The sequence below is a fragment of the Raineya orbicola genome, from assembly GCF_002843425.1.
Taxonomy (GTDB): Bacteria; Bacteroidota; Bacteroidia; order Cytophagales; family Thermonemataceae; genus Raineya; species Raineya orbicola.
Genome location: NZ_NKXO01000003.1, coordinates 35,055 through 48,027, shown reverse-complemented (window position 1 = coordinate 48,027; position 12,973 = coordinate 35,055). Strand labels below are relative to the sequence as shown.

The 12,973-nt window shown below is 39.0% G+C and carries 10 protein-coding genes; 7 read left to right on the top strand and 3 right to left on the bottom strand.

Going from position 1 to position 12,973, the window contains the following annotated elements; translation table 11 throughout:
* Window positions 1–194: 194 nt before the first annotated feature.
* Together Rain11_RS01250 and Rain11_RS01245 are read right to left on the bottom strand one after the other, a co-directional pair.
* Window positions 195–1,583, bottom strand: a complete 1,389-nt coding sequence (locus Rain11_RS01250) for a type III PLP-dependent enzyme domain-containing protein (protein WP_101357516.1) — start codon at window positions 1,581–1,583, stop codon at window positions 195–197.
* Between the two features lie 82 nt (window positions 1,584–1,665).
* Entirely contained in the window at window positions 1,666–2,934 is a 1,269-nt protein-coding gene (locus tag Rain11_RS01245) for a dihydroorotase (protein WP_101357515.1), read from the bottom strand.
* A 153-nt stretch (window positions 2,935–3,087) separates the two neighbouring features.
* Here Rain11_RS01245 and Rain11_RS01240 point away from each other — a divergent pair, with 153 nt between their 5' ends.
* The 7 genes from Rain11_RS01240 (at window position 3,088) to Rain11_RS01210 (ending at window position 12,310) form a co-directional block, all read left to right on the top strand.
* A complete protein-coding gene (locus Rain11_RS01240) occupies window positions 3,088–3,495 on the top strand; it encodes a hypothetical protein (RefSeq protein WP_101357514.1) in 408 nt (135 codons plus the stop codon).
* Between the two features lie 115 nt (window positions 3,496–3,610).
* Window positions 3,611–4,699: an efflux RND transporter periplasmic adaptor subunit gene (locus tag Rain11_RS01235; RefSeq protein ID WP_101357563.1), complete on the top strand. Its 1,089-nt coding sequence runs from the start codon at window positions 3,611–3,613 to the stop codon at window positions 4,697–4,699.
* An 18-nt stretch (window positions 4,700–4,717) separates the two neighbouring features.
* The gene (locus Rain11_RS01230) at window positions 4,718–7,960 is read left to right on the top strand and encodes an efflux RND transporter permease subunit (protein WP_101357513.1); all 3,243 of its coding nucleotides are present in this window, start codon (window positions 4,718–4,720) and stop codon (window positions 7,958–7,960) included.
* Complete coding sequence (locus Rain11_RS01225; RefSeq protein ID WP_101357512.1) at window positions 7,944–9,365, top strand: TolC family protein; 1,422 nt, start codon at window positions 7,944–7,946, stop codon at window positions 9,363–9,365. Before Rain11_RS01230 ends, Rain11_RS01225 begins: the two co-directional genes overlap by 17 nt.
* Window positions 9,366–9,507: 142 nt before the next feature.
* On the top strand, window positions 9,508–10,368 hold the full coding sequence (locus Rain11_RS01220; RefSeq protein WP_101357511.1) for a sterol desaturase family protein: 861 nt from the start codon (window positions 9,508–9,510) through the stop codon (window positions 10,366–10,368).
* Window positions 10,369–10,447: 79 nt separating this feature from the next.
* Window positions 10,448–11,050, top strand: a complete 603-nt coding sequence (locus tag Rain11_RS01215; protein WP_101357510.1) for a 50S ribosomal protein L25/general stress protein Ctc — start codon at window positions 10,448–10,450, stop codon at window positions 11,048–11,050.
* A gap of 81 nt (window positions 11,051–11,131) precedes the next feature.
* Window positions 11,132–12,310, top strand: a complete 1,179-nt coding sequence (locus Rain11_RS01210; protein ID WP_133121458.1) for a glycosyltransferase family 4 protein — start codon at window positions 11,132–11,134, stop codon at window positions 12,308–12,310.
* Here Rain11_RS01210 and Rain11_RS01205 read toward each other — a convergent pair.
* Window positions 12,258–12,884 carry a DUF1684 domain-containing protein gene (locus Rain11_RS01205; RefSeq protein ID WP_101357508.1) on the bottom strand — a complete coding sequence of 209 codons (627 nt, stop codon included), beginning with the start codon at window positions 12,882–12,884 and terminating at the stop codon, window positions 12,258–12,260. The two genes, Rain11_RS01210 and Rain11_RS01205, sit on opposite strands and share 53 nt — an antisense overlap.
* Window positions 12,885–12,973 lie beyond the last annotated feature (89 nt).

Genomic DNA, 12,973 nt, shown 5'->3' with positions numbered 1-12,973 from the left:
TAAATGCAAACGAAAAAAGCAAATTTTTCTCGCAAAATAAACAAAAAAAATCAAATTTTTGAAAACAACAAAAATTTATGTATGTGTTTTTCAGATTATTACTAAAAAATGTAAATAGGAGGTAAGAAGTAAGAAACAGAATTTAAATCATCAATCTGAAATCTTAAATCATTGAACCTCAAATTTTTAAGTATTTATTTGTAACCTAAAATTTTTAGCATAGAATCGCTATCTTGTTCGGGGGCAAATAGTTGCGTACTGATATTCCCTTTTTTATCCCGATTGATAATGACGTGTTTGGGGGCTGGCACCAAACAATGTTGAATACCGCCGTATCCGCCCACCGATTCCTGATATGCTCCTGTATGGAAAAAACCAACATACTGGGTATCTCCATTTTCAACAATGGGCAAAAATACTTCTGAAAGATTGGCTTCGGTGCTGTAATAATCTAAACTATCGCAGGTCAGACCGCCTAAATGAACTTTCTGATAAGGCTTATCCCAATTGTTGATAGGAAGCAGAATAAACTTCTGATTGATACCCCAAGCATCGGGAAGTTGGGTGATAAAAGAGCCATCAATCATATACCATAGCTCTTTATCGTTTTGGAGTTTTTGACCAATCACCGAATAAATCACGGCACCGCTTTCTCCTACCGTAAAAGAGCCAAATTCAGTGAAAATATGAGGCACTGGCACATTGTTTTTTTGGCAAATCCATTGAATATTTTCAATGATTTGCTCTACCATATATTTATAGTCGTACTGAAAACTCAAAGAAAGCTGAATAGGAAATCCACCGCCAATATCTACGGTATCCAAATCGGGGCACATCTTTTTAAGTTCGCAATATTTATACATAAAACGGCTTAGCTCGCTCCAATAATAAGCTGTATCTTTAATGCCTGTATTGATAAAAAAATGGAGCATTTTTAGCTTAAACTTGGGATTGTCGCGAATTTTTTCTTTGTAGAGTGGTACAATATCGCTATAACGCACCCCAAGGCGAGAAGTATAAAATTCAAAGTTGGGTTCTTCGTCGGCGGCAATACGAATACCCACTTCTACAACTTCGGCTTTGTTGTGCTGATAGGCATCAATCTCTTCCAAATTGTCCAGTACAGGTATTATCCGAAAGCCATCGGAGAGCATTTCATTGATATACTGCAAATAAAGCGGTCTTTTGTAGCCATTGCAGATAACGTACTGTTTTTTGGTAAATTTTTTCTTTTTGTAAAGGGCTTTTACGATGGGTAAATCAAAGGCTGATGATGTTTCAATATGAATATCATTTTTGAGAGCTTCTTCTAATACAAAACTAAAATGTGAGGACTTGGTGCAATAACAATAGACATATTCGCCTTCGTACTTAAATTTTTTCATTGCATTGTTAAAAAGTTCTTTGGAATACTGAATATGCTCTGTAATTTTGGGAAGGTAGGTGATTTTCATAGGTGTTCCGTACTCGCGAATAATATCCATCAAAGGCACACCATTAAACAGCAGTTCATTATTTTTTACCTTAAATTCGGGTGTTGGGAATTCAAAGGTTTGCTCTATGAGGTCTATGTAGCTTTTCATTGTATTTTGAGTGGAAGGGTTAAATTTGCAAGCGAAATTAGAAATTTTTTTTTAGTTTTTTTCAAGAATTTTTGTGAAAAAATCAGAATATTTCGCAAAAATGATTTCGGCAAACTGCCAAAATTTTACCTTTTAGCTTTTCACCCACAAAAGGCGAGTTTTGCGAAAGAGAAATAATTTGTTCAGTAGTAAAGATTTGTTCTTGATCGCTATCAAATATACATAAGTCGGCGTAATAGTTTTCTTGAATAGTGGGTATAGGTAACCCGAGAATTTCACGTGGTTTCTGTGCAAGTTTTTCAATGATTTTCTCCAAAGAAACTTGTTTTTTGGCAGTACTGCAGGCTAAAAAAGCAGTTTGCAGGTTGATTGCTCCAAATTGAGCCAAATCAAATTCTAATATTTTGCTTTCGGTGTCTTGGGGCTGGTGGTCGGAAACAATGACATCAATGGTATCATCGGCAATGCCTTGCCAAAGGGCTTCTTTATCGGCTTGGGAACGTAGGGGAGGGTTGAGTTTGAAATTAGTATCAAAATCTGTTAATTTTTCTTCTGTAAAGTATAAGTTTAGGGCAGAAACATCGCAAGTTACGTTTAATCCTTCTTGTTTGGCTTTTCGTATCAAGTCCACGGATTTTGCACAAGAAACACAAGAAAAGTGAATTTTGCCTCCTGTATAACGCAAAATTTCTAAATCTCGCTGAATAATAAGTATTTCAGCAAGAGCAGGCATACCTTTTAGTCCTAAATAGGTAGCTGTAATGCCTTCGTTCATCTGCCCAAATCGCGTCAGTAGTGTATCTTCGGGGCGTTGTATCAGCAAAGCATTTAAGGGTTGCAGATACAAAAGAGTTTTTAGCAAAATATCGGCGTTAGTGATAGGTTGCAAACCATCGGAAAATGCTACTGCTCCTGCGTAGTGTAAATCAATCATTTCGGCAAGGTCTTCGCCTTTGGCTTTCAGTGTAACAGCGGCAATGGGTAGGGCTTGTACTAAATGGGCTTCGTTTTTTTGCAAAATATATTGCAAGCTATCTTTGCTATCCAGAGCAGGCGACATATTCGGAAGTACGCAAATATGCGTAAAACCACCTCTACAAGCCGCCTTGCGAGCTGTTTGCAAGGTTTCTTTGTGTTCTGCTCCTAAATCAGGTACACTGCAACGTAAATCTACGAAACCAATACTTACAGATAAGTTTTGGCTTTCTATGATGCGAGTATTTTCAGAAACAGAGAGGCTATCAGCAATTTGTAAAATCTTACCATCATTGATGAAAATATCTTTTTTTTGCAAATGAAAAGGGCTATTTTTATCCAAAATAGTAGCTTGGCGAAGCAAAAGCGAGTACATTGCGAAAAAATTTTCGCCAAAAATAAGAAAAATAGCTTATCGCGAAAAGTTTGGCAAAAAATTTGTCGTACATATTTTGTTAAACCTGAAAAAACAAAAATCGTTAATTTTTCTTGCTGTAGTACGAAACTTTTGCTACCTTTGTAGCAATGTATGAAAAAAATACAAAAACATATTGAGCAAATTTTTGGGAAACGCTTTATTTGTTTCTCTTTTTTGCTTGCTTTTACTTATCTTTTAGGCTTCACACCCAATACTTCCTTTGACCTTTTCGCTGAAAAAACTGCCGAAACTGAAAAAGAGAATAAATCTGAAAAAGAGGGGTTAGGTGAAGAAAGTGAAGAAATCGCACATTTTGGCAAGTGCAAAAAAATTAAAAAAAATCCTTCATATTTTTCTCTGAAAGTTTCCGCAATACAAGAAAATCCATCGCTGAAATCACTTTTTTGCCTTTCCAAAGCGATATCCAATCAAAACTTATATTCTAAACAAAACGTTTTTTTTACTCCTGCTTGTCCTCTTTACATAGCCTACCATAAACTTATTTTTTACGAAATTTAAGGGTCCTATTTCATATCCAAGTCCTTTTGGGCTTGTATATGCTTGTCGTATTCCATAAGACTAGCCTCTTATGCTTCCTTTTATTCCTTTTCACAACCCTAAATTCGTAAAAAATATGAAAAATATTGTAATTTTTTGCACTTTGCTTGCTTTGGCAATGGTGCAAACCGCCTGTCATCACGAGGCACATCACAAAAAAGAAGAACCTACCTTTTTGGTAAGCAAGGTAGTTAAGAAAGATACTACTATATTCAAAGAGTATGTCTGCCAAATTCGCTCTATTCAGCATATAGAATTGCGTGCATTAGAAAAAGGTTACCTGCAAAATATTTTTGTAGATGAAGGTAAATTTGTACGTAAAGGGCAACTGCTTTTCCAAATAATGCCAATGGTGTATCAAGCAGAAGCCCAAAAAGCTATGGCAGAAGCAAATTTTGCTGAAATAGAACTCAAAAACACACAAAATCTCGCCGATAAAAATATTGTTTCGGCTAATGAGCTTGCACTCGCCAAAGCCAAATACGATAAAGCCAAAGCCGAATTGGCACTTGCAACTACCCATTTAGGTTTTACAGAAATCCGAGCTCCCTTTGATGGCTACGTGGGGCGTTTTATGGTACGTTTGGGTAGTTTGCTTGACGAAGGCGAATTGCTTACCACTCTTTCCGATAACAGCCGAATGTGGGTATATTTTAATGTACCCGAAGCTGAATATTTGGATTTTACCCTGCAAAAGAAAAATAATCAATTAGACTCCGTTCAACTTATTCTGGCTAATAACAGAACTTACCCGCTCAAAGGCTTTGTAGAAACCATAGAAGCCGATTTCAACAACGAAACGGGTAATATCGCCTTTCGGGCAACTTTTCTCAACCCCAATAGCCTCCTTCGGCACGGCGAAACAGGTAATATCCTGATGCCTGTAAAACTCCAAAATGCCTTGCTTATTCCTCAGAAAGCTACTTTTGAGATTTTGGAGAAAAAATTTGTATATGTGGTAGATAAAACCAATACCATACACGCTCGTGAAATAAAAGTAGCCGAAGAAATGCCCCACGCTTTTGCCATAGCCAGTGGCTTGCAAGAAGGCGATAGAGTATTGATTGAAGGTTTGCGTAAGGTCAAAGACGGACAACACATCAAAACGAAATTCCAAAGTTTTGATGAGGTGATGAACGAAATGAAACATATCCACGCCGAATAAGCTCAAATCTTGAAAACTATGTTCTCTAAATTTATTCAAAGACCCGTATTAGCGATTGCTATTTCGCTTGTCATCGTATTTTTAGGGCTTATTTCTATGAAAAGCATTCCTGTTTCGCAATTTCCCGAAATAGCCCCTCCTCGTGTAATGGTATTTATGGCATACCCTGGTGCTAGTGCCGATGTGCTTGTGAATACTACGCTTATTCCTTTGGAAAGAGCCATCAATGGGGTGCAAGGTATGCAATATATCATCTCTGATGCCACTAGTGCAGGTGAAGCCACTATTCAAGTTGTTTTTGAACCCGGCACCGACCCCAATGCCGCCGTTGTGAACGTAAAGACACGCGTTGACCAAGTCATCAACAACTTGCCACCATTGGTACAACGTGAAGGAATTATTATTTCACCCATTCAGCCTAGTATGCTGATGTACGTGAATTTGTACAGCACCGACAAAAACGCTGACGAAAAATTTCTCTACAACTACGCCAACGTCCATATCATTCCCGAACTGCAACGCATCAAGGGTATGGGCAGGGCTCAAATTTTGGGTTCTCGCAATTATGCGATGCGTATTTGGCTCAAACCCGACCGAATGCGAGCCTACAAGGTTTCTACTGAAGAAGTAATGGAAGCTATCAATGAGCAAAGTGTCATCGGACGTCCAGGACGATTAGGGCTGAGTTCGGGTAAAGAAGTACAATCTTTGGAATATGTGCTTGTGTATAAAGGGCGTTTCAACAAGCCCGAAGAATACGGCAACATCATTGTTCGTGCCAATGCCGAAGGCGAAGTACTTCGCTTAAAAGATGTGGCGAAAGTAGAATTAGGGAGCCAATTTTTTGATATTTATTCCAACAAAGATGGCTACCCTTCGGCATCTATCGTCCTCAAACAAAACTTTGGTACCAATGCCAGCGAGCTTATTGAACACGTAAAAGTAAAATTGGAGGAACTCCAAAAAGACTTCCCGCCCGGTATGCACTACGAAATAAACTACGATGTATCTAAATTTCTTGATGCATCTATTGAGCAAGTTGTGCATACACTGGTGGAGGCTTTTGTCTTGGTAGCATTAGTGGTATTTTTATTCTTGGGCGATTTCCGTTCTACCCTCATTCCGATTATTGCTGTGCCTATTTCTTTGGTGGGGGCGTTTATTTTTATGAAGTTTTTGGGGCTTACTATCAACCTCATTACACTTTTTGCTCTCGTGCTGGCTATTGGTATTGTGGTAGATGATGCGATTGTGGTGGTAGAAGCTGTACATACCAAAATGGCAGAAGAGCATCTCAACCCTTATCAGGCGGTTAAGAAGGTTTTGGGAGAAATTGGCGGGGCAATTATCGCCATTACGCTCGTGATGACGGCAGTCTTTGTGCCTATTACCTTTATGACAGGACCGGTCGGAATGTTTTACAGGCAATTTTCTATCACGATGGCAAGTTCTATTTTGCTATCGGGTCTGATAGCCCTTACGCTTACACCCGTACTTTGTGCAATAATTTTGAAACCGCACAACCCTCATTCGCACCGCCGAAGCCCTGTGCAAATCTTTTTAGATTGGTTCAATCGGAATTTTGAACGCCTCACGGGCAAATACACAAAACTTTTAGGCTTTATTGTGAATAGACGCTTGCTTACCTTTGGCATTTTGGCGGCTTTTGGTTTTGGTATTTTCGCTGTCAATCAGACTTTGCCCGCAGGTTTTATTCCCAACGAAGACCAAGGAATGATTTATGCCATTATCCAAACGCCTCCGGGTTCTACTTTGGAGCGAACCAATGAGATTTCTCGCCAACTTCAAAAAATCGCCGAAGAAGTTGAGGGCATTCAGTCGGTTACTTCGCTGGCAGGCTACGAAATCTTGACCGAAGGACGTGGCTCAAATGCAGGTACGTGTCTGATAAACCTCAAAGACTGGTCGGAGCGTAAGCAATCAGTACACGAAATTATTGAAGAATTGGAGGAAAAAGTTCAAAACTTGGGAGCAGTGGTAGAATTTTTTGAACCGCCTGCTGTGCCCGGTTATGGCTCATCAGATGGGTTCTCTTTAAGACTTCTAGACAAAAGCACCGAAATTGATTACCAAGAATTTGACAAAGTCAATAAAGAATTTATGGAGGCTTTGAGCAAAAGAAAAGAACTCACGGGGCTTTTCACTTTCTACGCCGCCAATTATCCGCAGTACGAACTCGTGATAGACAATGCCCAAGCGATGCAAAAAGGTATTTCTATTGGCAAGGCAATGGAAAATCTCAATATCCTGATTGGTAGCACCTACGAGCAAGGTTTTACACGTTTCCAAAACTTTTTCAAGGTTTATACGCAAGCCTCACCCGAGTACCGCAAAATTCCTTCGGATTTGACCAACCTTTTCATCAAAAACGACAAAGGCGATATGGTGCCTTACTCTTCGTTTATGAAATTAGTCAAGACACAAGGACCCAACGAAATCACCCGCTTCAATCTTTATACTTCTTCGGCAATTCGGGGCGTTCCGGCACCGGGTTATACCACAGGCGAGGCAATCAAGGCTATTCAGGAGGTAGCCCAAGAAACTTTGCCGCAGGGCTATGATATTGCTTGGGAGGGACTTTCGTATGATGAAGCAAGGCGAGGCAATGAGGCGATTTATGTTTTCGTGATTGTGCTGGTCTTTGTGTATTTGGTACTTGCTTCGCAATACGAGAGTTTTATCATTCCCTTGGCGGTGGTGTTTTCCTTGCCTGTGGGCGTATTTGGTTCTTTTGCAATGCTGAAAATGATGGGTTTGGCAAATGATATTTATGCCCAAATCGGTTTGATAATGCTGGTAGGCTTGTTGGGCAAAAACGCCGTGCTGATAGTAGAGTTTGCCGTGCAAAAACGCCAAGAAGGGGCAAGTATTTTAGAGGCAGCCATTGAAGGGGCAAAAGTGCGTTTCCGCCCTATCCTGATGACTTCCTTTGCCTTTATTGCAGGACTGATTCCCTTAGTGCGAGCCACAGGAGCAGGAGCAGTAGGTAACCGAACCATTGGCTCTTCGGCAATGGGGGGTATGCTTTTGGGTACCATTATCGGAGTACTGATTATACCCGGCTTGTATTACATTTTTGGTAAAATGGCAGACGGCAAAAAACTCATCAAAGATGAGGACGAAAACCCGCTCACCGAAGATTTTATGGAGAATAAGGTGCAGAAAAAATCGGTTTTGCTCAAATTCAAAAAATTATTCAGCAAAAAAGTTAAAGAACAAAGCAATGGAAGCATTGAATAAAATTTTCATCATATTTTTACTCGTGGCTTTAGGGACTGCTTGTAAAGCCCCCCAATACGCCGTAAAAACTCGCTCGCAAGATTTGCCTAAACAATTTGCAAGTAGCACAGATACCAATTCTTTGGCAAAAATTTCTTGGAAAGATTATTTCCAAGACCCGAACCTTATAGCTCTGATAGATACAGCCTTGCAAAACAACCAAGAAATGAACATTTTGGAACAAGAAATTGCTATTAGCCAAAATGAAATCAGGGCGAGGCGAGGCGAATACTTGCCCTTCGTAACGCTCAACGGCGGTGCAGGAGCTGATAGAGTAGGTAGATTTACACGTTTTGGAGCTTTGGAAGAAAGCACCGAAATAGAACCGGGTAAAGCCTTTCCGAAAGTGTTTAGTGATTTTGTGGTAGGTTTTAGTGCTTCTTGGGAGTTGGACGTTTGGAAACGCCTTCGCAATGCCAAAAAAGCCGCCGTAGCTCGTTATATGGCAAGCAAAGAAGGTAAAAATTTCTTTATAACACAACTTGTTGCCGAAATAGCCAGCTCATATTACGAACTTTTGGCTTTGGATAATTTATTGGAAATTGTAAAACAAAACATTGAAATTCAGCGAAATGCTTTGGAGATAATCAAGCAAGAAAAAAACTCGGCAAAGGTATCGCAATTGGCGGTCAATCGGTTTGAGGCTCAATTGCTCAATACTACCAATTTACAATACGAAATCAAACAAAAAATCACTGAAACCGAAAATCGCTTGCATTTGCTTACGGGGGGCTTTCCGAAGGAAATTCGCCGTAATTCGGATGCTTTTCATAGTGTTGGTGTAGATTCTTTACGATTAGGGATACCAAGCCAATTATTTCGCAATCGTCCTGATATACGTCAGGCAGAATGGGAATTGCAGGCGGCAAAACTGGATATTGCTTCTGCCCGAGCCGCTTTCAATCCTGCTTTTCGCTTGAATGGCTTTGCAGGTGTGCAGGCATTTCAACCTCATTTGCTTTTCAATCCCGAGTCGCTTATTTTTTCGCTAATGGGTGATATGGTAGCTCCAATTATCAACAGAAATGCCTTGCAGGCGAATTACTATTCGGCACATCATAGGCAAGCACAAACATTGTACAGGTATCAGCAAAGAGTGCTTGTGGCGTATTTGGAAGTGCAAACACAATGGGCGGCAGTGAAAAACTATTCACAGAGTTACCAAACCAAAAGCAAAGAAGCCGAAATTTTGAGTAAGTCGGTAGATATTTCAAGCGAGCTATACAAATACGCACGTGCCGATTATATGGAGGTACTGCTTACGCAACGCGAAGCTCTGAATGTAAAAATGGAACTGACCGAAATCAAACTTCGCCAGCTACTTGCTAAGGTAAATATTTATAGGGCTTTGGGCGGGGGGTGGTAATAAATGCGATTTAGGTTTATAAATTGGGTGTGCTTGCGTTTGTTCAAGACACCTAATTTCTTGAATAACTACACAGAATTAGTGTTAGGAGCATTTGCTTTTCGGGACTAAAAAATTTACTTTTGCAAAAAATTTTTTTACTATGAACCTTCAAGATTTGTTTCATAAGATTTTCGCTTCGCCACAATCTACGGCTCAGGCTATTGCTACGGTGGCTTTTATTTCGCTTTTAGCAGTAGAGCTAATCATTAGCCTACGTAAAAACTTAAAGCTCTTTGAAACCAAAGATACAGCAGTAAATTTAGCTTTGGGCGGGCTGACTTCTTTTGTGAAAGTTTTTATCAAGGGAACAACTCTTGTATTTTTCTATTGGGTGCAATCGTTTTGGAAAATCACGGATATTCCGAATACTTGGTGGAGCATTTTGATTTTATTTTTACTCAACGATTTGATTTTTTACTGGTATCACAGAATTTCTCACGAAAGTCGTTTTTTTTGGGCTATGCACGTAGCTCATCATTCTTCTGAAATTTTGAATACATCAACAGCGATTAGAGGAAATTTTTTGCATTTTTTCTATCGCTTTGTATTTTGGTCGCCGCTTGCCTTGCTCGGCTTTGACCCCATTATGATTGTGCTTGTTGATGAAATTAGCTTTTACTATCAAATGTACATTCACACGGAAATTATCCACAAGATGCCTCGTTGGTTTGAATTCATTTTCAATACGCCTGCACACCATCGGGTACATCACGCCTCCAATGCCCAATACATTGATAAAAACTACGGAGCAATTTTTATTATTTGGGATAGACTTTTTGGTACTTTTGAGGAGGAAAAAGAAAAACCTGTTTATGGCTTAACCAAAAATCCGCCTAAAAGAAATAGTATTTTCAGTATTATCACGCACGAACTTATTGCTATTGCCAAAGATGTTCGTAAAGCAAAAAGCCTCAAAGAAGTGTGGATTTACATTTTTGGCAGACCAAATGCAAAAATGTAAGAATTTTCCTTGTTTTTACAATTTATTTTTCCGTACTTTGCAACCCATTTTTCACTTAAACCAATAAACCAAAAATTTTATGAAAGTAGTCGAGATTATAGGGTATAAAAGAGCAAATCTCGGAAAAACTGCATCAAAAGCACTAAGAGCCGAAGGAAATGCACCTTGCGTATTGTATGGTGGCAAAGAGCAAATTCATTTCTATGCTCCTATGAGCTTATTCAGAGAGCTTATCTATAAGCCTGATGCGGCTTTTGTAAAGCTCAATATTGAAGGAGATGAGTATGATGCAATTTTGCAAGAAGCTCAATTTCACCCTACCAACGAAATGCTTTTACACGCTGATTTCCTTTTGTTGCGTGATGACCGCCCTATTACTATGCAAATTCCTGTGAAACTTGTTGGAAACTCCGTAGGGGTGCAAAAAGGGGGTAGATTGGTACAAAAATTACGCAAACTCACTATCAAGGCTCTTCCCAAGGATATGCCTGAGTTTGTAGAAGTTGATATTACTCCATTGGAAGTGGGCAAATCATTTAAGGTGCAAGATTTAAGCGAAAAGCCTTACAAAATCTTGAACAGCCCTACAAATCCTATTGTATCGGTAGAAGTTACACGTGCTTTGCGTCAGGCAGAACAAGAAGCCGCCAAGGAAGCCAAAGCGACTGCCAAGAAAAAATAATCAGTTTTTCTGTAAATCATCAATGGCTAACGGAAATTACGTTAGCCATTTTTGTTATATTTGAGCTTGCTTTTGTACTTTATGAAAATTTTGCTTTTACACAATTATTACACTCAAAGAGGTGGAGAAGATGGAGTATTTGAATCTGAAAGAGACTTACTTTTGCAGAAAGGGCACGAAGTAGAAACGCTTGTTTTTCAAAATCAGAAACTACAAACTTTTTCTGAAAAAATCCGAACCAGCTTTACAAGTCTTTACAACCCATATTCTGCTAAAATACTCGCTCAAAAAATCAAAGATTTTCAGCCACAAATTTTGCATATTCATAACTTTTGGAAAGAGGCTTCACCTGCGGTTTATTATGTTGCCAAACGCTACAATATTCCTGTGGTACAAACCTTGCATAATTTTCGTTTGCTTTGTGCGAATGCTTTGCTTTTACGCCAAAACCAACCTTGTGAACTTTGTGTAAAAAAAACTTTTCCACTTGCAGGTATTCGCTATGCTTGTTATGAAAATCGCTTCATAACTGCACAGCTTACATTTTTAAGCACTATTCATAAAGTTTTAGGTACTTGGAAAAACCTTGTTTCGCATTATATCACGATTACAGAGTTTGCCAAACGCAAGTTTTTGGCATCTGCGTTGCATTTACAAGAAAATCAAATCAGTGTCAAGCCTAATTTTGTAGAAGATAGAGGAGAGGCGAGTATGGAGGATAGGGAAAGTTATTTTTTATTTGTAGGCAGACTTTCTGTTGAAAAAGGCGTTCAAACGCTTATGGAAGCTACTCGCTTGCACGATTTTGCATTAGAGATTATTGGTAGCGGTGAAATGGAAAACCTTGTTAGGGAGCAGGCTCAAAATAATCCTAAAATTATTTTTCACGGAAAGCAAAATCAAGACTTTGTTCTTGCTAAAATGAAAAAAGCAAAAGCCCTGATTTTACCATCTATTTGCTACGAGAACTTGCCTCTTACGCTCATAGAAGCCTTTTCTACGGGTACGCCTGTGATTATTTCAGATATTGACAATTTGAATGAGTTAGTAACTCATCAGTGGAATGGGATACATTTCCAAACAGGTAGCAGTCAGGATTTAGCCGAAAAGATAGCTTTTTTTGAAAAAAATGCTAATCCGCTTTGGTATGAAAATGCTCGTAAGACTTATTTAGCGAGTTATACCCCTGAAATTTCATACCAGAAACTTATGGAGATTTATCAGAAGGCGGTTGATACATTTTCTCACCTGCCAAAATAGGAAAATCCAGTTTGTTTTCTTTGGGTGGAATAGGACAGGTGTAATCGGGGTTATAGACACAGTAGGGGTTGGTAGCATAATTAAAATCCAAAACAATTTGTTCACCTTTCGGAAAAGCTACATTGTTGATGTATCTTCCTCCTTTGTAAGTTTCTTTGCCGTTAGAGGCATCATAAAAGGGTAAAAATAAAAATTTATCGCCTGTTTTATGCAAGAGCATTAGTTTGTATTCCTTGCCCTGATAACTAAAATAAGCATAAGCATAAGGCAAATAAGGTTCGGGGTCGCTTTTGGTCATTGCAATAGCAACAGGTTTGCCTTTTTTGATGTACTCTACACGAGCTTTGATACGCCAATCAGGATTAGGAGGGAAGTATTGCAAGCCTTGAAAGCTGTCTCTTTTGGCTATGGGTGATTCGGCAGAGATTTTGAAAGTCTGATTGCGTTGTTCTCTTTCTATTTCAATCTTTTGAATATAGGCTTGTGTATCATTTTGCTCTGAAACAACCACAAACACAATCAGAGCCAAAGCAATGATAGCTACGAGAAAAAGTAAAAATTTGGGTTTTATCATAAAAATTTGGTATGATTATTGCTTTACAAAAGGAAAAAACTCCACCAGAGGTGAAGTCTTTTAAACCACTATAACTATGAAAACTTTTC